The organism is Streptococcus mitis (assembly GCF_016658865.1).
Lineage (GTDB): Bacteria > Bacillota > Bacilli > Lactobacillales > Streptococcaceae > Streptococcus > Streptococcus mitis_BT.
On sequence record NZ_CP067992.1, the window covers coordinates 681,776 to 705,984 of the forward strand.

Sequence of the window (24,209 nt, forward strand, 5' to 3'; positions counted from 1 at the left end):
GATGAAAATCGGTGATAAGCTAAAGGGCCGTATTACAGGGATTCAGCCCTACGGTGCCTTTGTTGAGCTAGAAACGGGTGATACGGGGCTGATTCACATTTCAGAGATTCGGACAGGCTTTATTGAAAATATCCAAGAAGCCTTGAAAGTCGATGAAGAGGTTCTGGTTCAGGTGGTGGATTTAGATGAATTTACAGGGAAAGCCAGTCTTTCGATCCGCACTTTGGAGGAAGAAAAGCACCAGTTTCCGAGACGGAGACGCTTTTCAAGCGACCGTTTTAACTATGGCTTTGCGCCTCTCAAACGAATGATGCCAATTTGGACCAAGGAAGCCCTTCAACATTTGAAGAATCAGAAGCACTAGTTAGCAATTACTATCTTTTGTAATGTTAATATAAATTTGCTATAATAGGACCATGGAAGAAGAACAATTATTAAAATCAGGAGAGCGCATTAACCAGCTCTTTTCGACAGATATCAAAATCATTCAAAATAGAGAGGTCTTTAGCTATTCGGTGGATAGTGTTCTCTTGTCACGTTTTCCACGTTTTCCTAAAAAGGGCTTGATAGTGGATTTTTGCGCTGGAAATGGAGCAGTTGGGCTATTTGCTAGCACTCGGACTCAGGCACAGATTTTGGCTGTTGAGATTCAGGAGCGTTTGGCAGATATGGCTGAGCGCTCTGTCCGTTTGAATGGTTTGGAAGAGCAGATGGAGGTCATCTGTGATGATTTGAAAAATATGCCTGCTTACATTCAGGGAAGTAAGGTAGATATGATTTTGTGTAATCCGCCCTATTTCAAGGTGGATCCTCATTCCAATCTGAACGAGAGTGAACATTATCTCTTGGCGCGACATGAAATCACGACCAATTTGCAGGAAATCTGTCGTAGTGCCCAGAGTATTCTTAAATCGAATGGACGCTTGGCCATGGTTCATCGTCCTGATCGGCTTTTAGATATCTTGGACAGCTTACAACGGCATAATCTAGCCCCTAAGCGCCTGCAGTTTGTTTATCCAAAAAGAGAAAAGGAAGCCAATATGCTCTTGATTGAGGCTATCAAGGATGGCTCGACAAGTGGCTTTAAGGTTTTGCCACCTCTCATTGTCCACAATGATGATGGCTCTTATACGCCGGAACTCGAAGAGATTTATTATGGATCATAAGGCTTATATGTACGTGCTGGAGTGTCGTGATGGATCTTACTATACAGGCTATACGACTGATGTGAGAAGACGCCTCGCTGTCCACAATAGTGGGAAGGGAGCCAAATATACACGAGCACGATTGCCAGTCAAACTCATCTATGCTCAAGGTTTTGCCAGTAAGGAAGAAGCCATGTCGGCAGAAGCCCTTCTCAAGCGTAAGAAGAGGCCACAGAAGGAAAGATTTTTATCTGAAAATCAAGATAGAAATTTACTCAGTTATTTTGAAGAATCGTGAGGAGTCCTTTGACTCCTCTTACTTTTGTCAAAAAGCGAAAAAAATGCTACAATAAAGAGAATAAACAAAATGAGGTATTATCATGTCTAAGATTCTAGTATTTGGTCACCAAAATCCAGACTCAGATGCCATCGGGTCATCTGTAGCCTTTGCCTACCTTGCAAAAGAAGCTTACGGTTTGGATACGGAAGCTGTTGCACTTGGAACTCCAAATGAAGAAACAGCCTTTGTCTTGAACTATTTTGGTGTAGAAGCACCGCGTGTTATCACTTCTGCCAAAGCAGAAGGTGCAGAGCAAGTTATCCTAACTGACCACAATGAATTCCAACAATCTGTATCAGATATCGCTGAAGTAGAAGTTTATGGTGTTGTAGACCACCACCGCGTGGCTAACTTTGAAACTGCAAGCCCACTTTACATGCGTTTGGAGCCAGTTGGATCAGCGTCTTCAATCGTTTACCGTATGTTTAAAGAACATGGTGTAGCTGTTCCTAAAGAGATTGCTGGCTTGATGCTTTCAGGTTTGATTTCAGATACCCTTCTTTTGAAATCACCAACAACACATCCAACAGATAAAGTCATTGCTCCTGAATTGGCTGAATTGGCTGGTGTAAACTTGGAAGAATATGGTTTAGCTATGTTGAAAGCTGGTACAAACTTGGCTAGCAAATCTGCTGACGAATTGATTGACATCGATGCTAAGACTTTTGAATTGAACGGAAATAATGTCCGTGTTGCTCAAGTAAATACAGTTGACATCGCTGAAGTTTTGGAACGTCAAGCAGAAATTGAAGCTGCAATGCAAGCCGCCAACGCAACAAATGGTTATTCTGACTTTGTATTGATGATTACAGATATCGTCAACTCAAACTCAGAAATCCTAGCACTTGGTACTAACATGGACAAGGTCGAAGCGGCTTTCAACTTCAAACTTGAAGACAACCATGCTTTCCTTGCTGGTGCTGTTTCACGTAAGAAACAAGTGGTACCTCAATTGACTGAAAGCTTCAATGCTTAAGATTTTGAGTGTTAATTCAAATTAGAACAGGCTAGTTTGCCTTATATCGAAAGGAGTTTCGGCTCCTTTTTTTCTAGGAGCGAAGCATGTTAGAAACTGGTGATTTGATTTTTGTGAGAGATGAGTCAGATATGGGACAGGCCATCCAGACTTCCACAGGCAACTATAACCATGTTGCCATTTATTTGGATGGGATGATTTATCATGCTAGTGGAAAAGCGGGTGTTATCTGTCAAGAACCAGCAGACTTCTTTGAGTCCAATCATTTGTACGACCTCTATGTTTACCCAGAAATGGATATCCAGTCTGTGAAGGAAAAAGCTTGCAAACATCTAGGAGCACCCTACAATGCTTCTTTCTATCCAGATGGAGAAGGTTTTTACTGTTCCCAGTATATGGCAGAAATCCTACCGATTTTTGAAACCATTCCCATGAAATTTGGGGATGGGGAGCTGGAGATTAGTGACTTTTGGAGAGAGTATTACAGAGAACTAGGCTTGCCTGTTCCTCTGAACCAAGCTGGGACCAATCCCAGTCGGTTGGCAGCATCGCCTCTGTTAGAATGTAAAGAAAGGAATCTTCATGATTCAGATTTTTAATCCATCTCGTTTGACGAGACAGCCATTTTTTGGAGAATTGATTCGCTATCTGGACCAGCATGATGATGTTATTTTGAGAGAAATTAAGGCTCAATTTCCAGATGTGGCAGTTGATAAACTCATGGAAGAGTATATAAAGGCAGGCTTGATTCGTCGGGAAAATAAGCGCTATTACCTTAATCTTCCAATGCTGGAGTCACTTGATAGTCTTGAACTGGATCAAGAGATTTTTGTCAGCGAATATAGTCTGGCCTATCAAGCCTTGTTAGAGCAGAGTTTTGAGACGGAATTACGAAATCAAACCAATGCAGCTATTTTAGTTGAAAAGACGGACTTTGCGAGATCAAAAATGACCCTGTCCAATTATTTCTACAAGGTCAAACATCAGTATCCTTTGACAGAAAAACAGCAGGAACTCTATGACATTTTGGGAGATGTCAATCCTGAGTATGCTCTCAAATATATGACGACTTTTTTGCTAAAATTTCTCAAAAAAGATCAACTGATGCAGAAACGCCGTGATATCTTTGTGGACAGTTTAGTTGTCCTAGACTATATTGTCCAAAATGAAGAGGGGAAGTATGAGTTGACCGTCGATTTTGACAAGGAGAGATTAACTTTCTACTTAGCTTGAAATTTTGTTTCTGAGCACATTGTTTGACTTTCCTTAGGATTAAGTATAAACTATATGTAACCGGTAACACATATCGGAATAAAACTAAAGGAGACAATCATATGTCACTTGAAAACAAATTGGAACAAGCAACAGGCGCTATCAAAGAAGGATTTGGTAAAGTTACTGGAGATGGTAAGACTGAAGCAGAAGGCGCTGTAGAAAAGACAGTTGCTAAGGCAAAAGAAGTAGTTGAAGATGCTAAAGATGCTGTAGAAGGTGCCGTTGAAGGTTTGAAAAACGCTTTTAAATAAAAATAGAAAAAATCAAGGGTTTCATTTCCCTTGATTTTTTTATCTTATAAATAATTTTCTGCGACGGCTGCATCTCCTGGATAGGCTTCTTTCTTACCTTGGACGATTTGGTAGCAATCGGCTCCCTTACCAGCGATAATCACAGCATCTAATTCTTGACTTGTGATAGCCATCGCTGCCTTGATAGCTTCTTGGCGATCGGCAATCTTTTCAATAGGATGGCTGATATAGCTACTGATTTCATCTGCAATGGCCATTGGGTCTTCATAATTGGGGTCATCAGCAGTCAAAAAGACTTGAATCTCAGGGTGTTGATTAAGGAGAAGGCCAAAGTCCTTACGACGACTTTCTCCCTTATTTCCTGTCGAACCTAAGACCAGAGCAATCTTTCCTGTTTGATGAGTTTCTACAACATTGATGAGTTTTTTCAGACTGTCACCATTGTGGGCATAGTCGATGAAAACCTTGGCTCCATTTTTCTGAGTGAGGACTTCCATACGACCCGGAACACGGGTTGCAGCGATTCCTTTTTTGATGTCTTCAAGACTAGCTCCGAGACGGAGACAAGCAAGTCCGGCAGCGACGGCGTTTTCTTGGTTGAAGTGCCCAATTAACTGGATGTCATAGTCTCCAGCAAGTTTACCCGTAGCTGAAAAACTAAAGGCTTTGGAATTCTCGATTTGGTTATCAGACTGGCTACCGTAGAAATCATGGTCTTGATCATCGACTTGTTCTTTCAAGACAGAAAAGTGGTCCATGTCACTGTTAATGATTACTGCTCGGCTATTTTCCATCAAGAGACGTTTGTGGTAGAAGTAGTCTTCAAAGCTAGGGTGTTCAATCGGGCCGATATGGTCGGGGCTGATATTGAGGAAAACTCCCACATCAAAGGTTAGACCATAGATACGTTTGACCAGATAGGCCTGACTGGATACCTCCATGATGAGGTGAGTACGGTCATTTTGCACAGCTTGATTCATCATGTCAAAGAGGTCAATGCTCTCAGGGGTTGTCAATGCAGACTTAAAGAAAGTCTTGCCATCTAGAGTTGTGTTCATGGTCGAGAGCATAGCCGGTCGATACCCTTGAGATAAGATATTATAAGCGAAATAGGCTGCTGTTGTCTTACCCTTGGTTCCAGTAAAGGCAAGGAGTTTAAGTTTTTCCTGTGGATTGCCATAAAACTCCATAGCTACCAAACTCATGGCTTTCTTGATATCACTGACGATAATAGCAGGAATACCAACCTCATAGTCTTCTTCAGCCACATACCAACCGAGGCCTTGAGAGATGGCAGAAATCAGAAATTCCTTCTTAAAGCCAGCACCCTTGACGAAAAAGAGGCTCTTCTCTTTGGCCTTGCGGCTGTCATAACAGATGGTTTCAAATACGACATGGCTGTAGTTGTAGTGATAATGTCCTTGGTCGATAATCTCACGGAAGAGACCATCTTTCTTTAAAATATCTAATACGGTTTCAATCTTTATCATACTTTCTATTGTAAACCGAAAGTCGTAAATTTACAAGTGACAAGGAAAAGTTTATAATGGAAGATGAGGAATTTTTCCTAGTTATTAAAATTAAATGAGGAATCTATGTCTAACGAAAACAATCACCAGCAGGCCCAGATGTTACGGGGGACTGCTTGGCTAACGGCTAGTAACTTTATCAGTCGTCTACTTGGTGCCATTTATATCATCCCTTGGTATATCTGGATGGGGTCTTATGCGGCTACAGCAAATGGTCTCTTCACCATGGGCTATAATATCTATGCCTGGTTCTTGCTGATTTCAACAGCAGGGATTCCAGTTGCGGTGGCCAAGCAAGTGGCCAAGTATAATACCATGCGAGAAGAAGAGCATAGCTTTGCCCTGATTCGGAGCTTTTTAGGCTTTATGACAGGACTAGGTCTGGTTTTTGCTTTAGTCTTGTATGTCTTTGCTCCTTGGCTAGCAGACTTATCTGGCGTGGGCAAAGACTTGATCCCAATCATGCAGAGCTTGGCTTGGGCGGTCTTGATTTTCCCATCTATGAGTGTTATCCGAGGCTTCTTCCAAGGGATGAATAACCTGAAACCTTATGCCATGAGCCAAATCGCTGAGCAGGTCATTCGTGTTATCTGGATGCTCTTGGCTACCTTTATGATTATGAAAATGGGCTCAGGAGATTATCTAGCAGCGGTTACCCAATCCACCTTTGCTGCCTTTGTCGGCATGGTAGCCAGTTTTGCAGTTTTGATCTATTTCCTTGCCAAAGAAGGATTACTTAAAAGAGTCCTTGAAACAGGAGATAAGATTAATAGTAAGCGTCTTTTGATCGATACCATTAAGGAAGCCATTCCTTTTATCCTGACAGGGTCTGCTATCCAGCTTTTCCAGATTTTGGATCAGATGACCTTTATCAATAGTATGAGCTGGTTTACCAACTATAGTAATGAAGACTTGGTTGTCATGTTTTCTTATTTCTCAGCCAATCCTAATAAAATCACTATGATTTTGATTTCCTTAGGAGTTTCGATTGGTGGTGTAGGCTTGCCACTTTTGACCGAAAACTATGTGAAAGGTGATTTGAGGTCTGCCTCTAAATTGATTCAAGATAATCTAACGATGCTTCTATTGTTTCTTTTTCCTGCAACTGTGGGAGTGGTCATGGTCGGTGAACCTATTTATACCATATTTTACGGGAAGCCAGATGGTTTGGCATTAGGTTTGTTTATCTTTGCAGTCTTACAGTCAACCATTTTGGGTGTATATATGGTTTTGTCACCAATGCTTCAGGCTATGTTCCATAATCGTAAAGCAATCCGTTACTTTTTCTATGGTTCGGTTGCTAAGCTAGTCTTGCAATTACCAACAATTTATCTTTTTCACAGTTATGGTCCTTTGATTTCAACATCAATCGCTCTTATCATCCCTATTCTATTCATTTATCGTGAACTATGTAGGGTAACAGGAATGAGAGGTAATGTGGTATTTAGGAGAACGATTTTAATCAGTTTGTTGACTTTTGTTATGTTCATCGGTGTCGGTGCTATCCAGTGGATACTGGGATTTGTCTTCCAACCAAGTGGGCGTTTGTGGAGTTTTCTATATGTAACTCTTGTCGGTGCCATGGGTGGAGGAGTTTATGGAATTATGAGCCTCCGTACCCGTTTATTGGATAAGGTTATTGGAAAAGCTCAAGCAGATCGCTTACGAATCAAATTAAAGTTAACTTAAAAAATATTTATAAATAAAAGGGATAAATTGAACATTTCTATCATAAAATGTTCAATTTATTCTCTTTTTTATTAATTTGTAGAATAATAGCTAAAGTTTGTAGATGGTAATTTAATTTTTCTTAAATTTTACTTAAAAATCTATTGACTAAATAAAACTCAAGTTGTATAATAAGACAAATATTTAAATCAGGAGGTTCTGAAGATGAAAAAGTCTAAAGCCAAGTATGCAACGCTTGCAGGTGTCGTATTAAGTGCAGGTATTTTATTAAGCGCGTGTGGAAATTCCAGCACAGCGTCAAAAACATATAACTATGTTTATGTTAGTGATCCGTCTAGTTTGAATTATCTAGCAGAAAACCGTGCAACAACTAATGATATCGTGGTTAATTTGGTAGATGGACTCATGGAAAATGACCAGTATGGAAACTATATTCCATCCTTGGCAGAGGATTGGAGTGTTTCTAAGGACGGTTTGACCTATACCTACAAACTACGTAAAGATGCTAAATGGTATACTGCAGATGGAGATGAATATGCTCCTGTAACTGCCCAAGATTTTGTAACTGGTTTGAAATATGCAGCTGATAAAAAATCAGAAGCCTTGTACTTGGTGCAAGAATCCGTTGCTGGTTTAGATGACTATATCACTGGTAAAACAACAGACTTTTCAACTGTCGGAGTCAAGGCTCTTGATGACCAAACGGTTCAATATACCTTGACACGACCAGAATCTTACTGGAACTCAAAAACAACTTCAACCATTCTCTTCCCAGTCAATGCAGATTTCTTGAAATCAAAAGGGGATGATTTTGGGAAGGTAGACCCATCTAGTATTTTGTACAATGGACCTTTCTTGATGAAATCCTTTGTTTCAAAATCTGTCATCGAATTCAAGAAAAATCCTAACTACTGGGATGCTAAAAATGTCTTTGTAGATGATGTGAAATTGGCCTATTATGATGGTAGTGACCAAGATGCACTGGCTCGTAACTTTGTAGAAGGTGCTTATAGCTATGCTCGTCTTTATCCAAATAGTTCAAGTTTTGAAGGAATTAAAGAAAAGAATAAGGACAATATCATCTATAGCTTGCAAGATACTACTTCTTACTTCTTAAACTTTAACCTAGATAGAAAATCTTATAAATTCACTTCAAAAACAAGTGATGCTGAGAAGAAATCGACTCAAGAAGCGGTTCTTAACAAAAACTTCCGTCAAGCCATCAACTTTGCATATGATCGTACAGCTTACGGGGCTCAATCTCAAGGAGAAGATGGTGCAACTAAGATTTTGCGTAACTTGGTTGTTCCTCCAAACTTTGTAAGTATCAACGGAAAAGACTTTGGTGAAGTAGTAGCCTCTAAGATGGTCAATTATGGTAAGGAATGGCAAGGAATCAACTTTGCGGATGCCCAAGATCCATACTACAATGCTGAAAAAGCCAAGGCTAAATTTGCAGAGGCTAAGAAAGAACTCCAAGCTAAAGGAGTTCAATTCCCTATCCACTTGGACATGACAGTTGACCAAGCTGCTAAAAAGGGTGTCCAAGAGGCAAATTCTATGAAGCAATCTATTGAAGCAGCCTTAGGTGCAGAGAACGTTGTAATTGATATTCAACAACTCACTACTGAAGATTATGACAATACAAGCTATTTGGCTCAGACTGCTGCTCAGAAAGATTACGATCTATATAACGGTGGTTGGGGATCTGACTATCAAGATCCATCAACTTATCTTGATATTTTCAATGTGAAGAGCGGTGGAGTGTTGCAAAATCTGGGTATAGAGCCTGGTGAAGCTAATGATAAGGCTAAGGCTGTTGGACTGGATATCTACACTCAAATGCTGGAAGAAGCCAATAAGGAGCAAGATCTTGCAAAACGCTATGAAAAGTATGCTGAGATCCAAGCATGGTTGGTAGACAGCGCTTTAGCGATTCCAAATATTTCTAAGGGGGGAACACCAGTATTGAGAAAAACAGTTCCTTTCTCAGAACCATATTCATTAGCAGGTAATAAAGGAATCGAATCCTATAAATACCTCAAAGTACAAGATAAGACAGTCACAAAAGACGAATATGAAAAAGCCAAAGAAAAATGGCTGAAAGAAAAAGAAGAATCCAATAAAAAAGCCCAAGAAGAATTGGCAAAACATGTCAAATAAGGATTTTTCAAGAAAAACGATGGTTTCGAAAGAAGCTGTCGTTTTTTATATAGTTTGAAACTATAACTAGCTCTTGAAAAGAAGAAAATGAGTTGATGAAAATAAGTGGTACAATAGTTACTATAGATTTGGAGGTATTGTATGAGCAAGGAATTACACATTAACACAATTTTGGCCCAGGCGGGTATCAAATCAGATGAAGCGACAGGAGCTTTGGTGACACCGATTCATTTTTCGACGACTTATCAGCACCCAGAGTTTGGTCAGTCTACTGGATTTGACTATACGCGCACCAAAAACCCAACTCGCAGTAAGGCGGAAGAAGTCTTGGCGGCTATTGAGTCAGCAGACTATGCCCTAGCGACTAGCTCAGGTATGTCAGCTATTGTACTGGCCTTTAGTGTCTTCCCAGTAGGAAGTAAGGTCTTGGCTGTCCGTGACCTTTACGGTGGTTCTTTCCGCTGGTTCAACCAAGTGGAGCAAGAAGGCCGTTTCCATTTTACCTATGCCAATACAGAAGAAGAGTTGATTGCTGAGTTAGAAAAGGATGTGGATGTTCTCTATATCGAAACACCAACCAATCCCTTGATGTTGGAATTTGATATCGAAAAACTAGCAAAATTAGCTCATGCTAAGGGTGCCAAAGTGGTGGTGGACAATACCTTCTACAGCCCTATCTACCAACGTCCGATTGAAGATGGAGCAGATATCGTTCTCCATTCAGCAACCAAGTATCTGGCAGGCCACAATGATGTCTTGGCTGGAGTGGTTGTGACCAATAGTTTAGAACTATACGAGAAACTCTTTTACAATCTCAATACGACAGGGGCAGTCTTGTCTCCATTTGACAGTTATCAATTGATTCGTGGTCTCAAGACCTTATCTCTTCGTATGGAGCGCTCAACAGCCAATGCCCAAGAAGTGGTTGCCTTTTTGAAGGATTCTCCAGCAGTTAAGGAAGTTCTCTACACTGGTCGTGGAGGTATGATTTCCTTTAAAGTGGCGGATGAAACACGCATTCCACATATCTTGAATAGCCTCAAGGTTTTCTCTTTTGCCGAAAGTTTGGGTGGGGTAGAAAGTCTCATTACTTATCCAACGACGCAAACTCATGCTGATATTCCAGCAGAAGTGCGCCATTCTTATGGTTTGACAGATGACCTCTTGCGTTTGTCGATTGGGATTGAGGATGCTAGAGATTTGATTGCAGATTTGCGCCAAGCCTTAGAAGGATAAGATAAAGATGGGAAAATATGATTTTACAAGCATGCCCAATCGTTTAGGGCATCATACCTATAAATGGAAAGAAGCAGAAACGGATAGTGAAGTCCTACCAGCTTGGATAGCGGATATGGACTTTGTAGTCTTGCCTGAAATCCGCCAAGCTGTGCAAACTTACGCTGATCAACTGGTTTATGGCTATACCTATGCCAGTGAAGAGTTAATTAAGGAAGTTCAAAAGTGGGAAGCCACACAACACGGTTACCACTTTGACAAAGAGGCTCTTGTCTTTATCGAGGGTGTGGTACCAGCCATCTCAACAGCTATTCAAGCCTTTACAAAAGAAGGCGAGGCAGTTCTGATTAACACACCAGTTTACCCACCTTTTGCTCGCAGTGTCAAGTTGAATAACCGCAGATTGATTACCAATTCTTTGGTGGAAAAGGATGGTCTGTTTGAGATTGACTTTGACCAATTGGAGAAGGATTTGGTAGAAGAGGATGTGAAACTCTATATCCTCTGCAACCCTCATAATCCTGGTGGACGTGTGTGGGAAAAGGAAGTGTTGGAGAAGATTGGCCAGCTCTGTCAAAAACATGGTGTTTTCTTGGTTTCAGATGAGATTCACCAAGATTTGGCCCTCTTTGGTCACAAACACCATTCTTTCAATACCATTAATCCTGCCTTTAAAGAATTTGCTATCGTCTTAAGCAGTGCTACTAAAACTTTTAACATCGCTGGAACAAAAAATTCCTATGCAGTCATTGAAAATCCTAAGTTGAGAGTGGCTTACCAGAAACGCCAGTTGGCTAATAATCAACATGAAATTTCAGGCTTGGGTTATCTGGCGACAGAAGCTGCTTATCGCTATGGGAAGGATTGGCTAGAGGAACTCAAGCAAGTCTTTGAAGACCATATTAATTATGTGGTAGATTTATTTGGAAAAGAGACTAAAATCAAGGTCATGAAGCCGCAAGGAACCTACTTGATTTGGCTTGATTTTTCAGCCTATGACCTGACTGATGAAAGATTGCAAGAGCTGTTGAGAAATGAAGCCAAGGTTATCCTCAACCGTGGTTTGGATTTTGGAGAGGAAGGGAGTCTCCATGCCCGTCTCAATGTAGCTATGCCGAAGTCAGTACTAGAAGAGGTTTGCCAACGCATCGTGACCACTTTTGCTAAACTTTAAAAATCCAGCCTTCTAGGAGAAAAGTATCCTTAGAAGGCTATTTTCATAGGGGAAAATATGGTATAATAAAAAGATAAGGTAAAGGTAAAAATATGGCTAAATTGATTCCGGGGAAAGTCCGTATCGAAGGCGTTGCCCTTTATGAAACTGGTAAAGTTGACATCATCAAGGAAAAGAATAATCGGCTCTACGCTCGCGTCGCAGAAGAAGAACTGCGCTATAGTTTAGAGGATGATTTGGTTTTTTGTGCCTGCGATTTTTTCCAAAAGAGGGGCTACTGTGTGCATTTGGCAGCTCTGGAGCATTTTTTGAAAAATGATGAGCGTGGCCAAGAAATCTTGCAGAGTCTGGAAGAAGGTCATGAAGAAAAAGAAGCCGTTGAAACCAAGGTGACCTTGGGTGGTAAATTTTTGGACCGAATCTTGTCTCCAAAAGCAGAATGTGCCTATGAATTATCGGCTGTGGGACAAGTGGAAGCAGGAACCAATCGTATCTTGTGGACTCTGAGAATCGGGCAAACCAATAGTCAAAAATACTATGTCATTCGGGATATTCCGCTCTTTTTAAAAGTCGTCGAGAAGAGAAAACCTTATATGATTGGAAAAACTTATGAGGAATCTCTGTCTTTGGAAGCCTTTGATGAGGCAAGTCAAGAGCTTCTGGCTTTTTTGCGGGGACTAACGGAGGAAGGACTTAGTCCAGATCTTTTTTTCCAAAACCAGGGTCGGCATCTCTTTTTTCCTCTGACCTTTTTTGAGCAGGGTGTGAATTTACTGATGACCTTGCCGCATTTTCAATTTGACCATCAAGTAGATAGCTACCAAACCCTGATTTTTCAGGATTTGCATGCGGGTGCTAATCTATTTGCCTTTATAGTAAAAGAATACTCGGATTATTTTGAAATGGAAATCAGTGAGAGTCCAAGAGTTAATGCCTTTTATCAGGGAGCTGTGCTTTTCCATAAAGGACAGGTTTATTTTCTAACAGACCAGCAGATGCGTCTTCTCAAGGAAATCAAAGCGCTGCCTGTGGATCAACATGGAAAGAAATACCTGCAATTTGATAGCAGTGACCGAGATAAGTTAGCTTCCTGTCTAACGCTCTTTAGCCAGATGGGCACCGTTTCAGCTCCAGAACGTCTACAAATCAAAACTTTTTCGCCCTCTTTCTACTTTGACAGGGAAGAAGATAATCGGATTCGTTTAGAAATTCAGTTTGATTATGGAGATAAGCAGGTATCTAGTCGACAAGAGCTAGAAGAATTGCCATTTTCGAGTGACGCGGACTTAGAAGAAAGAGTTTTCCAAGTCTGTTTGGCTGCGGGCTTTGAAGCAGACTTTCAATCTTGGCGTCAGGCCTTAAAAGCCGAGTCTGTCTATCATTTCTTCCATGAAATCATTCCAGTTTTTGAAAAACTCGGGAATGTTGATCTATCAGACAAGCTAGAAGAAATTTATAGCCTAGCAAGCCCTCAAGTGCAGATTGCTTCCAAGGGAGGCCTCTTGGAAATCCAGTTTGATTTTCAAGATATTGCCCAAGAGAAAATTGACCAAGCCATGCAGGCCTTGGTTGCCAATCAAGATTTTTACATTGGTGCGTCCAATCAAGTCTACTTTTTCGATGAAGAAACCAAGAAAATTCGCCAAAATCTACAGGAACTGGGGCAGTTTGAATTAAAAGATGGGGCCTTGCAGGCTCGAAAATCTTTGGCTTATAGTTTAGCTCATCTCTTTGAAGGACGAGATCGTGTTTCTTTTTCACAAGAATTCCAGAATCTGGCCCAGGATTTGACGCATCCAGAGGACTTTCCTTTGCAAGCAACTCAGGTTCAGGCTGATTTACGAGATTATCAGGAAAAGGGAATTCGTTGGTTGCAAATGCTCCATTATTATGGTTTTGGTGGGATTTTGGCTGATGATATGGGACTTGGTAAAACCCTGCAGACCATTGCTTTTTTGACCAGTCAAGTGACAAAAGAAAGTCGGGTTTTGATTTTAGCGCCATCTGGTTTGATTTACAACTGGGCAGATGAGTTTCAGAAATTTGCTCCACAGTTGGATGTGGTTGTTGTTCATGGTTTGAAAGCTAGTCGTGAGGAGATTCTTGCCGAGAGCCATCAAATCTATGTGACGAGCTATGCTACCTTCCGTCAGGATAGTGATCTTTATCAGGGGATGGCCTTTGACTTCCTTTTCTTAGATGAAGCTCAGGTCATGAAAAATTCCCAAACTAAGATTGCCCAGACCTTGAGACAATTTGTGGTGCCGTCAGTCTTTGCCTTGTCAGGAACTCCTATTGAAAACCATCTGGGTGAGTTGTGGTCTATTTTCCAAATCGTCATGCCAGGACTCTTGCCAAGCAAGAAAGAATTTATGAAATTACCAGCTGAGCGCGTTGCTCAGTTTATCAAACCTTTCGTTATGAGGCGCAAGAAAGAAGAAGTGCTGACTGAATTACCAGACTTGATTGAAGTGGTTTACAAGAATGAACTGGAAGACCAGCAAAAGGCTATTTACCTAGCTCAGTTGCAACAGATGCGAGACCGTCTGGCTCAAGTGTCAGATCAGGAATTCCAGCGAAGTCGGGTGGAAATCTTGTCTGGTCTGATGCGCTTGCGCCAAATCTGTGACACCCCTGCCCTCTTTATGGAGGATTATCAGGGTGCCAGTGGTAAACTGGATAGTCTCCGAGACCTGCTGGTACAGGTGGCAGACGGCGGACACCGTGTCTTGATTTTCTCGCAGTTCAAGGGAATGTTGGAAAAAATTGAACAAGAACTGCCAGACTTGGGCTTGACATCCTTTAAAATTACGGGTTCAACCCCAGCCATAGAAAGACAAGACATGACTAAAGCCTTTAACCAAGGGGAAAGAGATGCCTTTCTGATTTCCCTCAAGGCTGGTGGTGTCGGTCTGAATCTGACAGGTGCTGATACGGTTATTTTGGTTGACCTTTGGTGGAATCCTGCGGTGGAAGCGCAAGCTATTGGCCGTGCCCATCGGATGGGGCAGGAAGAAACGGTTGAGGTTTATCGCTTAGTGACCAGGGGAACCATTGAAGAAAAAATTCAGGAACTCCAAGAACAAAAGAAACATCTGGTGTCACAAGTATTGGACGGCACAGAGTCACGTGGCAGTCTGACCCTAGCAGAAATTAGAGAAATTTTGGGAATTTCTGAAGCCAGCACTTGAAAAATCAAGACAATACGCTATAATGAAGTGTTGAAAGGAAATAGAAAATGAGAGAAGAACGATTTCCATTGGTGTCAGATGATGAGATCATGTTGACTGAGATGCCGGTTATGGACCTCTATGATGAATCTGACTTTATCAGTAATATCAAGGGAGAATACCGTGATAAGAATTATCTGGAGTGGGCCCCTATTACTGAAGAAAAACCAGTAAAACAGATTGAAAAGCCAGTCGAGAAACCTAAGAGGGCTGGTTTAGGAGTTAAAAAAGAAGGAAAGAGCTATGCGGAGGTTGCACGTGAAGAAGCGCGTGCGGATTTGAAAAAGAAGCGCTCAGCAAGCTATCTGACTAAGGATATTACTCCTACAAGACGCCATCCTCAGCCAAGTCTAGTTAGACAGGGCAATCAACCTACAGCTCCTTTCCAAAAGGAAAATCCTGGTGAATTTGTCAAATACAGTCAAAAATTGACTCAGTCTCATTACATCTTGGCGGAAGAAGTGAACAATATGTCGACTCAAGCTGAGTCGAAAGAAACTTCAAGTCCAAAGAAAAACAACTATGATTTTCTGAAGAAGAGCCAAATCTACAATAAAAAGAATCAACAAAAAGAACAAGAACGTCAGGTGGCCCAAGAGTTGAATCTGACAAGAATTACGGAATAGGGGAGAAAACATGTCAAAGACATATCATTTTATCGGAATTAAGGGATCAGGTATGAGTGCCTTGGCCTTGATGTTGCACCAAATGGGGCATAAGGTACAGGGATCAGATGTTGAAAAGTACTACTTTACTCAACGTGGTCTTGAGCAGGCAGGGATTACTATTCTTCCTTTTGATGAAAAAAATCTAGACGGTGATATGGAAATTATCGCTGGAAATGCCTTTCGTCCAGATAACAACGTCGAAATTGCCTATGCGGACCAAAATGGCATTAGCTACAAACGTTACCATGAGTTCCTAGGTAGCTTTATGCGTGACTTTGTCAGCATGGGAGTAGCTGGAGCGCATGGAAAAACTTCAACTACTGGGATGTTGTCTCATGTCTTGTCTCACATTACAGATACTAGCTTCTTGATTGGAGACGGGACTGGTCGTGGTTCGGCCAATGCTAAATATTTTGTCTTTGAATCTGACGAATACGAGCGTCACTTTATGCCTTATCACCCAGAATACTCTATTATCACCAACATTGACTTTGACCATCCAGACTATTTCACAAGTCTAGAGGATGTTTTCAATGCCTTTAACGACTATGCTAAACAAATTACCAAAGGTTTGTTTATCTACGGAGAAGATGCTGAATTGCGTAAGATTACGTCTGATGCACCAATTTATTATTATGGTTTTGAAGCAGAAGGTAATGACTTTGTAGCTAGTGATCTTCTTCGTTCAACAACTGGTTCAACCTTCACAGTTCACTTCCGTGGACAAGAGCTGGGTCAATTCCACATTCCAACCTTTGGTCGTCACAATATCATGAATGCAACAGCTGTTATTGGTCTTCTTTACACAGCAGGATTTGATTTAAACTTGGTGCGTGAACACCTGAAAACATTTGCCGGTGTTAAGCGTCGTTTCACTGAGAAAATTGTCAATGATACGGTGATTATCGATGACTTTGCCCACCATCCAACAGAAATTATTGCGACCTTGGATGCGGCTCGTCAGAAATACCCAAGCAAGGAAATTGTTGCAGTCTTCCAACCGCATACTTTTACAAGAACCATTGCCTTGTTGGACGAATTTGCCCACGCTTTGAACCAAGCGGATGCTGTTTATCTAGCCCAAATTTATGGATCTGCTCGTGAAGTAGACCATGGTGATGTTAAGGTAGAAGACCTAGCCAATAAAATCAATAAGAAACACCAAGTGATTACTGTTGAAAATGTTTCTCCACTCCTAGACCATGACAATGCTGTTTACGTCTTTATGGGAGCAGGAGATATCCAAACCTATGAATATTCATTCGAGCGTCTCTTGTCTAACCTGACAAGCAATGTTCAATAGGAAGTTCTCATGGAAATTCCAATTAAAATCATTCGGGCAAGTAAGTCTGATTTAACTGAGATAGAGGCACTTCAGGCCTCATCTTTTCCAGCTGAAAAGCAGCAACCTTCCCATATTTTAGAAGAAAGTATCCGTAAGTGTGCGGATACCTTTCTTCTAGCTAGGGATGAAAATCAGCTTCTGGGCTATGTTCTAGGCGATCCTCAGCCACATAATCCGCAATGTCTAGAAATGCATTCTTTAGTCATTGACTCTGGCCATCAGAGACAGGGCTTGGGCACGCTTCTTCTTGCAGCCTTGAAAGAGGTGGCGGTTGAGCTGGATTACAAAGCTATTCGTTTGAAGAGTCCTGATGAGTTGCTATCCTATTTTGAAATGAACGGTTTTATTGATGAAGAAACTTCCCTTTATGCAGCTAGTCAAGGTTTTAGTATGATTTGGTTTAATCCCTTTTATCTGGAGGCACAATGAAAATCAGGAAAGCAAGATTAGAAGATTTAGATCGTATCGTTGAGATTGAACTAGAAAATTTCTCACTTGAAGAAGCCATTCCTCGCTCGGTTTTTGAAGCTCATTTGCGAAAAATTCAGACCTCGTTTCTAGTTGCAGAAAAAGAAGGCAGAATCATGGGGTATATAGAAGGGCCAGTTGGACCATACCGCCATCTGCAAGATCAGTCTTTTACAGAAGAGATAGAAGATTATAGTCATGAGCCGAGTGGTTATATCTCTGTGACCTGTCTTTCTATTGCCAAGGAAGCACAGGGCCTTGGACTTGGTCAAAAATTATTAACAGCCTTGAAAGAGTTGGCTCTTGAACACGAAAGAGAAGGTATTAACCTAACCTGTCATGACTATCTCATCGCCTACTACGAAAAACATGGATTTGTCAATGAAGGCCGGTCTCAGTCAACCTTTGCAGGGGAAACCTGGTATGATATGGTCTGGGAAGCTAAAAAATAAGCGAGAAAAGCATGCTAGGTTGCTTTTCTTTCGTTTTTAAGATATAATATTATGGATTGTCAACGAGGAGGATAAACTTTTGAGTGAAAAAACAAGAGAAGACGAAAAATTAAGCTTTAAAGAGCAAATTTTACGTGATTTAGAGAGAGTAAAAAAACAAGATAGAAGTGAGCAAGAAAACGAGATTACAAGTTTTGAAACTCCTTTATCTCAAGAAGATTCAGTAGATCCTTCAACTCAGGAACATGAACCTTCAGCAGAAGAGTTGATGGCTAATTCTCTTTCTGTTGTGGATCAAATATTAAAGAATGCTCCTGGTGTTCCATCACGTTCTAATAATATTTCGGATGAAATTGCAGGAAATGAAGAAGTTGCAGAACCTAAAATTGAAGCGGTAGTTGAACCAGTAGAACCTGTTTTCGAGCCAGTTCAACCAAAAGTAGAACCTGTAAAACTTAACGAAGACAAAGAATTTAACGAGATTCCAACAAAGGTTGCGGTGTCGTATAAAACAAGTAGACAACAGGAAGAAGTTAGTACTCCTGCAGTGGATAATGAGCTATCTGAGTTAGCTGAATCGGCAGATAGCCTAGGTTCAGTTCCTAGACGTAGTCGCCGTGAGCCAGTTAAACCAGTTAAGAAGAAAAAATCACATTTGAAGGCATTCTTCATTTCTCTACTGATTTTCCTAGCCTTGATTTCGGCAGGTGGTTACTTCGGTTATCAGTATGTTCAGTCATCCTTGCTACCTGTTGATGCAAATTCTAAGGAATATGTAACCGTTCAAATCCCAGAAGGATCCAATGTCCAAGAGATTGGATCAGCACTTGAACATTCTGGTGTGATTAAACACGGTGTGATTTTTGCTTTCTATGCAAAATATAAGAATTATTCAGATCTGAAGGCTGGATATTACAATTTGCAAAAGAGCATGAGTACAGAGGATATCATCAAGGAACTTCAAAAAGGTGGTACTCCTGAACCTCAAGAACCATCACTTGCAGATTTGACCATTCCAGAGGGCTATACAATTGAGCAAATTGCTCAAACTGTAGGCCAATTACAAGGTGAATTTAAAGAGCCTTTGACTGCGGATGCTTTCTTGGCTAAGGTGCAAGATGACAACTTTATCAGTCAAGAAGTTGCTAAATATCCAAACCTACTCGAAAGCTTGCCAACGAAAGAAAGTGGAGCTCGTTACCGTTTGGAAGGTTATCTTTTCCCAGCGACCTACTCTATCAAGGAAAGCACAACTATTGAAAGCTTGATTGATGAGATGCTGGCAGCTATGGATAAGACCTTGACTCCACACTATAGTGCAATTAAGTCTAAAAACTTGACAGTTAATGAATTGCTAACCATTGCTTCTCTTGTTGAAAAAGAAGGTGCTAAGACTGAAGATCGTAAGTTGATTGCAGGTGTTTTCTACAATCGCTTGAACCTTGGTATGCCACTTCAAAGCAATATTGCAATCTTGTATGCCCAAGGCAAACTCGGTCAAAATATTAGCCTAGCAGACGATGCTGGAATTGACACATCGATTAATTCACCATACAATGTTTATACAAAACCTGGTTTGATGCCTGGTCCAGTAGATAGTCCAAGTCAGGACGCGATTGAAGCAAGTATCAACCAAACTAAGAGTGAGAACCTCTACTTTGTAGCCAATGTTACAGATGGTAAAGTCTATTACGCAGTTACTCAGGAAGAACATGATCGCAATGTAGCTGAGCACGTTAATAGTAAACTTACTCAAAATAGTAGTTCAAACTAAGACTACAAACTTGAGAATCTCAGATAGAGATTCAATACTATCGAAAGAAAGTTGAGAAATATGGCAGAAAAAACATATCCTATGACCCTTGAGGAAAAGGAAAAACTTGAAAAAGAATTAGAAGAATTGAAATTGGTCCGCCGACCAGAAGTGGTAGAACGCATTAAGATTGCCCGTTCATACGGTGACCTTTCAGAAAACAGTGAGTATGAAGCAGCTAAGGATGAACAAGCCTTTGTCGAAGGACAAATCTCTAGCTTGGAAACAAAAATCCGTTATGCTGAAATCGTCAATAGCGACTCAGTTGCCCAAGACGAAGTAGCGATTGGTAAAACAGTTACTATCCAAGAAATTGGTGAGGACGAAGAAGAAGTTTATATTATCGTAGGTTCAGCTGGTGCGGATGCCTTTGCAGGTAAGGTTTCAAATGAAAGCCCGATTGGACAAGCCTTGATTGGCAAGAAAACAGGTGATACAGCAACCATTGAAACACCTGTTGGTAGCTATGATGTAAAAATCTTGAAGGTTGAAAAAACAGCCTAAGAGCAGAAAAAAGGAGTGGGGAGGCAATGCGCTTCACTCACTCCTTTTTCCATTTTAAATTGAATTGGAGACGATATGAGTTCAAAGAAGAAAAAAAATAAGATGGAGCGTGGTCTGACCAATCGTCATGTGCAGGTTATGGCCATTGCAGGAACAATCGGAACAGGACTCTTTTTGGGAGCAGGTCGCTCTATCAGCCTAACAGGTCCTTCTATTGTACTGATTTATATGATTACTGGGGCTTTCATGTTCCTCATGATGCGTGCGGTTGGGGAAATGCTCTACCAAGACCCTGAGCAACATACCTTTATCAACTTTATCACGCGCCATTTAGGCAAGGGCTGGGGTTATTTCTCGGTTTGGTCTTACTGGCTATCCGTTGTCTTTATCGGTATGGCGGAAATCACAGCCATCTCTCACTATGTTCAGTTTTGGTTCCCTAGCTGGCCAAGTTGGATGATTGAGATTGGATTTTTGACCATTCTAGCCTTGGTTAATCTGATTGCGGTTAAGCTCTTTGGAGAAGTTGAGTTTTGGTTTGCGATGGTCAAGATTGTGGCTATTTTAGCCATGATTGCCACAGGAGTCTTTATGGTCTTGACAGGCTTTAAGACACCTCATGGCGTAGCAAGTTTGGCCAATATTACTGATAATTTCTCTCTCTTCCCAAATGGTGGAGTGAACTTTGTCATGGCCTTCCAGATGGTGTTCTTTGCCTACCTCATGATTGAGTTTATCGGGGTCACAACTTCTGAAACCAAAAATCCACGTCAGGTCTTGCCAAAAGCCGTTAAGGAAATTCCTTTGCGTATCGTCTTTTTCTATGGTGGAGCTCTCTTAGCCATTATGTCCATTATTCCTTGGCGTGAACTTGCATCCGCTGATTCACCTTTTGTTACTGTATTTGAATTGGCCGGTATCAAGTGGGCGGCAGCCTTGATTAATTTCGTCGTTTTGACCTCAGCAGCATCTGCTCTTAACTCAACTCTTTATTCAACAGGACGTCATTTGTACCAGATTGCCCATGATTCGCCAAATCCATTCCTAAAAGCAATCAAGGCAGATACCCTTTCTCGCCATAATGTGCCACAAAATGCTATCATAGCTTCAGCAATCTTGATTGCCCTAGCGGCCTTTATCAATGTCTTGCCTGGAGTTTCGGATGCATTTGCTTTGATTACGGCATCATCATCAGGTGTTTATATCGCCATTTATATCTTGATTATGGTGGCTCACCTCAAGTATCGCAAATCACCAGACTTTATGGCGGATGGCTATCTCATGCCCCATTATCGTTTCCTAAATCCTTTAACCATGCTCTTCTTTGCCTTTGTCTTTGTGACTCTCTTTTTACAAGAGTCTACATTTGTAGGAGCAATTGGTTCAGCTATCTGGATTATCGGTTTTGGTATTTATAGCCAGTGGAAATTTAGAAAATAGATTTGAAACTCATCAACTTAGGTTGGTGGGTTTTTGCTAGTTTGACAGTCCATTGAAATAAGACTATAATCAAGCTGTATCAGTTTTCGAGGAGGTTTAGATGTACTTTAGATTGGAAAATGAGAAATCCCAGAAAGCACAAGAAATTGGGAATTTGATTCGTGCTTATAACCGTTCCAAAAGAGAAGAGGCTGAAAGTGTGCCACTTAATCTTTATGTAGAAGATGAAGACGGCAATCTTATGGCTGGCTTGGTTGCTGAGACTTTCGGAAATTGGTTGGAAATCGAGTATTTGTTTGTAAAAGAGGAACAGCGAGGGCAAGGAATCGGTTCAAAACTATTGCAACAGGCAGAAAGTGAAGCCAAGAATCGAAACTGTCGTTTTGCATTTGTCAATACTTACCAGTTTCAGGCACCAGACTTTTATCTAAGCCATGGCTACAAGGAAGTTTTTACCTTGCAAGACTATCCCTACACAGGACAAAGATTTTATTACCAAAAGAATTTGTAAGTAGAAGATGAAAGCATAAGGCAAAGAGGGGAGCTTGACATAAGTCTCGATAAATACCAGTTAAATCCTACAAATTGTGTCTTTCTAGGCGATATGGAGGACAATATAATCGCAGCTGAGAAGGTGGGCATCAAGGCTTATCAGGTTAAGAAAAGAAATGATGTCGTCGAAATTTTGAAATCATATATTTAGATTCAACACTCTCTATTTTTTATGGTAGAGAGTTTTTTTTGTTAATAAAATTTTACAAAATGACATTTATATATTGCATTAGGTTAGATATATGATATAATAATGTTGAAAAGAGGCGCAACTTTTTAAAATTAATGAGAATCAAAGAGAAAACCAAGAATATTAATGGAGGAATAAAAAATGGAAGTTATAAATGTAAGTAAGCATTATGGTCATTCAACCATTCTCAAAGATATAAATTTCGCACTTAATAAGGGTGAAATTGTTGGTCTAGTAGGGAGAAACGGAGTTGGTAAGAGTACATTGATGAAAATTATTGTTCAGAATAATCAACCGACTGCAGGGAATATTATAAGTAGTGATAATGTTGGGTATTTAATCGAAGAACCAAAGTTATTTTTATCTAAAACAGGTTTAGAGAATTTAAAATATTTGTCAAATTTATATGGTGTTGACTACAATCAAGAAAGATTTGGGAGTTTGATTCAAGAGTTAGATTTGACTCAGTCTATTAATAAAAAAGTAAAGACCTATTCTTTGGGTACAAAACAAAAATTAGCTTTGCTTCTAACTCTCGTTACGGAACCTGATATATTGATTTTAGATGAACCGACTAATGGTTTAGATATTGAATCATCACAAATAGTTTTAGCGGTTCTAAAAAACTTAGCTTTACATGAAAATGTGGGAATTTTAATATCGAGTCATAAATTAGAAGATATTGAAGAAATTTGTGAAAGGGTTCTTTTCTTGGAGAACGGGCTTTTGACATTTCAAAAAGTAGGAAAAGATAGTCATAATTGCTTGTTTGAGATAGCTTTTTCATCAGCTACAGATAGAGACATTTTCATTACCAAACAAGAATTTGGGGATATTGTTCAGGAAGAGGGACTGAGAATTACTATGTCTGGGAATATTCAAAGTAGTGAGCTTTTTAAATTTTTTAACGAAAACTCTATTAAAGTAGTTGATTTTGAAACTAAAAAAGAGACGCTTAAAGATATTTATCTAAATCGTTCAAAATAAAGGAAGGTTATAAGCATGAAATTAAATAAATTAAATTTTCTTAAGGAAAATATAAGAGATTTATATTCATCAGGCGTAATATATCTTGGATTGTTTATCTCGTTTATACCGCCGATACTGGTTACATTCTTTATTCTAAAGAGTCAAGGGACATCACTTGGTATTAAGCATATTTCAAATTTTTATGCTATGCTCGGTATGTTAATGGCTGTTATACATGCTAACCGAATTATTAGTAGGGATTTTTCCCACAATGCTATAAGTTTATTTTATAATCAACAGAAAAATCGGATGATTTACGTTTTGTCCAATTTTCTATATGCCATCTCAGTTTCCATTATTTATGCTTTGAATGGCATTGTATTACTAGTCATCGTAAGTAAATTGGGTGTTCCAGGTGATTTAGGATTAGATTTTATAGTAGCCATTGTAGTCAATACAATTTTGTTAGTTCTATTTTATTTTCTATTATCTTACACTTTCTATTTATACAAATTGAAAAGTGGCTTGGTATTTGGTATTTTAGTAGCTTTACTACTATTTATCCCTAATATATTAAATACGATTATGATGAACACTAGTAATGATTTGTTTATCAAAGCAATTGAACTTCTTCCTTTTTATTCCTTACCTGTATTTGTTGCTTCAAATACGATGTCTATTAGTCAGTATCTTGTGGTAATCACTACAATCATTTTATTATATTTTTTCACTCTTAAGAAAAGCAAGGAGTATTCATTTTAGTTTCGTTTAGTATTATTTTGCAGACTTAAAATCTAGTA

At 40.0% G+C, this 24,209-nt stretch carries 23 protein-coding genes; 22 read left to right on the forward strand and 1 reads right to left on the reverse strand.

The window, feature by feature from the left end; all coding sequences use genetic code 11:
• The first annotated feature begins 1 nt into the window (after window position 1).
• The 7 genes from JJN14_RS03410 to JJN14_RS03440 all read left to right on the forward strand — a co-directional run bounded on the left by JJN14_RS03410 (window position 2) and on the right by JJN14_RS03440 (window position 3,987).
• Complete coding sequence (locus JJN14_RS03410; RefSeq protein WP_020902234.1) at window positions 2-364, forward strand: S1 RNA-binding domain-containing protein; 363 nt, start codon at window positions 2-4, stop codon at window positions 362-364.
• Window positions 365-416: 52 nt separating this feature from the next.
• The gene (locus JJN14_RS03415) at window positions 417-1,166 is read left to right on the forward strand and encodes a tRNA1(Val) (adenine(37)-N6)-methyltransferase (RefSeq protein WP_000390769.1); all 750 of its coding nucleotides are present in this window, start codon (window positions 417-419) and stop codon (window positions 1,164-1,166) included.
• On the forward strand, window positions 1,156-1,443 hold the full coding sequence (locus JJN14_RS03420) for a GIY-YIG nuclease family protein (RefSeq protein WP_033689123.1): 288 nt from the start codon (window positions 1,156-1,158) through the stop codon (window positions 1,441-1,443). The genes JJN14_RS03415 and JJN14_RS03420 overlap by 11 nt, the downstream gene beginning before the upstream one ends.
• Window positions 1,444-1,525: 82 nt before the next feature.
• Window positions 1,526-2,461, forward strand: a complete 936-nt coding sequence (locus JJN14_RS03425; RefSeq protein WP_201058912.1) for a manganese-dependent inorganic pyrophosphatase — start codon at window positions 1,526-1,528, stop codon at window positions 2,459-2,461.
• Window positions 2,462-2,547: 86 nt separating this feature from the next.
• Window positions 2,548-3,060 carry a YiiX/YebB-like N1pC/P60 family cysteine hydrolase gene (locus tag JJN14_RS03430; protein ID WP_201058913.1) on the forward strand — a complete coding sequence of 171 codons (513 nt, stop codon included), beginning with the start codon at window positions 2,548-2,550 and terminating at the stop codon, window positions 3,058-3,060.
• Entirely contained in the window at window positions 3,044-3,694 is a 651-nt protein-coding gene (locus tag JJN14_RS03435) for a DUF1803 domain-containing protein (protein ID WP_201058914.1), read from the forward strand. Before JJN14_RS03430 ends, JJN14_RS03435 begins: the two co-directional genes overlap by 17 nt.
• Window positions 3,695-3,795: 101 nt before the next feature.
• Window positions 3,796-3,987 carry a CsbD family protein gene (locus tag JJN14_RS03440; RefSeq protein ID WP_049488510.1) on the forward strand — a complete coding sequence of 64 codons (192 nt, stop codon included), beginning with the start codon at window positions 3,796-3,798 and terminating at the stop codon, window positions 3,985-3,987.
• Between the two features lie 44 nt (window positions 3,988-4,031).
• Here JJN14_RS03440 and JJN14_RS03445 read toward each other — a convergent pair whose 3' ends face one another.
• Window positions 4,032-5,477 (reverse strand): UDP-N-acetylmuramoyl-L-alanyl-D-glutamate--L-lysine ligase, encoded by a 1,446-nt coding sequence (locus JJN14_RS03445; protein ID WP_201058915.1) that lies wholly within the window; start codon window positions 5,475-5,477, stop codon window positions 4,032-4,034.
• Window positions 5,478-5,582: 105 nt separating this feature from the next.
• Between JJN14_RS03445 and JJN14_RS03450 the strand changes: the two genes are divergently transcribed.
• From JJN14_RS03450 to JJN14_RS03520, 15 genes are all read left to right on the forward strand, one after another.
• Window positions 5,583-7,205 (forward strand): putative polysaccharide biosynthesis protein, encoded by a 1,623-nt coding sequence (locus tag JJN14_RS03450; protein WP_201058916.1) that lies wholly within the window; start codon window positions 5,583-5,585, stop codon window positions 7,203-7,205.
• Between the two features lie 204 nt (window positions 7,206-7,409).
• Window positions 7,410-9,368 carry a peptide ABC transporter substrate-binding protein gene (locus tag JJN14_RS03455; protein WP_201058917.1) on the forward strand — a complete coding sequence of 653 codons (1,959 nt, stop codon included), beginning with the start codon at window positions 7,410-7,412 and terminating at the stop codon, window positions 9,366-9,368.
• A 141-nt stretch (window positions 9,369-9,509) separates the two neighbouring features.
• Window positions 9,510-10,604: a cystathionine gamma-synthase gene (locus tag JJN14_RS03460; RefSeq protein ID WP_201058918.1), complete on the forward strand. Its 1,095-nt coding sequence runs from the start codon at window positions 9,510-9,512 to the stop codon at window positions 10,602-10,604.
• Between the two features lie 7 nt (window positions 10,605-10,611).
• Window positions 10,612-11,778, forward strand: coding sequence for a MalY/PatB family protein (locus tag JJN14_RS03465; protein WP_201058919.1), 1,167 nt, complete (start codon window positions 10,612-10,614; stop codon window positions 11,776-11,778).
• Window positions 11,779-11,870: 92 nt separating this feature from the next.
• The gene (locus JJN14_RS03470; RefSeq protein WP_201058920.1) at window positions 11,871-14,969 is read left to right on the forward strand and encodes a DEAD/DEAH box helicase; all 3,099 of its coding nucleotides are present in this window, start codon (window positions 11,871-11,873) and stop codon (window positions 14,967-14,969) included.
• Between the two features lie 47 nt (window positions 14,970-15,016).
• On the forward strand, window positions 15,017-15,634 hold the full coding sequence (locus JJN14_RS03475) for a hypothetical protein (protein WP_049552266.1): 618 nt from the start codon (window positions 15,017-15,019) through the stop codon (window positions 15,632-15,634).
• 10 nt (window positions 15,635-15,644) lie between these two features.
• Window positions 15,645-16,979, forward strand: a complete 1,335-nt coding sequence (murC, locus tag JJN14_RS03480; RefSeq protein ID WP_020902223.1) for a UDP-N-acetylmuramate--L-alanine ligase — start codon at window positions 15,645-15,647, stop codon at window positions 16,977-16,979.
• 9 nt (window positions 16,980-16,988) lie between these two features.
• A complete protein-coding gene (locus tag JJN14_RS03485; protein ID WP_084862533.1) occupies window positions 16,989-17,450 on the forward strand; it encodes a GNAT family N-acetyltransferase in 462 nt (153 codons plus the stop codon).
• Complete coding sequence (locus JJN14_RS03490; RefSeq protein WP_020902221.1) at window positions 17,447-17,941, forward strand: GNAT family N-acetyltransferase; 495 nt, start codon at window positions 17,447-17,449, stop codon at window positions 17,939-17,941. Before JJN14_RS03485 ends, JJN14_RS03490 begins: the two co-directional genes overlap by 4 nt.
• A 79-nt stretch (window positions 17,942-18,020) precedes the next feature.
• Entirely contained in the window at window positions 18,021-19,715 is a 1,695-nt protein-coding gene (gene mltG, locus JJN14_RS03495; RefSeq protein WP_201058921.1) for an endolytic transglycosylase MltG, read from the forward strand.
• Window positions 19,716-19,775: 60 nt separating this feature from the next.
• Window positions 19,776-20,258: a transcription elongation factor GreA gene (gene greA / locus JJN14_RS03500; RefSeq protein WP_000818768.1), complete on the forward strand. Its 483-nt coding sequence runs from the start codon at window positions 19,776-19,778 to the stop codon at window positions 20,256-20,258.
• A 75-nt stretch (window positions 20,259-20,333) separates the two neighbouring features.
• Complete coding sequence (locus tag JJN14_RS03505) at window positions 20,334-21,698, forward strand: amino acid permease (RefSeq protein ID WP_020903458.1); 1,365 nt, start codon at window positions 20,334-20,336, stop codon at window positions 21,696-21,698.
• A gap of 100 nt (window positions 21,699-21,798) precedes the next feature.
• Complete coding sequence (locus JJN14_RS03510) at window positions 21,799-22,209, forward strand: GNAT family N-acetyltransferase (RefSeq protein ID WP_201058922.1); 411 nt, start codon at window positions 21,799-21,801, stop codon at window positions 22,207-22,209.
• Window positions 22,210-22,581: 372 nt separating this feature from the next.
• Window positions 22,582-23,427: an ABC transporter ATP-binding protein gene (locus JJN14_RS03515; protein WP_201058923.1), complete on the forward strand. Its 846-nt coding sequence runs from the start codon at window positions 22,582-22,584 to the stop codon at window positions 23,425-23,427.
• A 15-nt stretch (window positions 23,428-23,442) separates the two neighbouring features.
• Window positions 23,443-24,171 (forward strand): hypothetical protein, encoded by a 729-nt coding sequence (locus JJN14_RS03520; protein ID WP_201058924.1) that lies wholly within the window; start codon window positions 23,443-23,445, stop codon window positions 24,169-24,171.
• The last annotated feature ends 38 nt before the right edge of the window (window positions 24,172-24,209 follow it).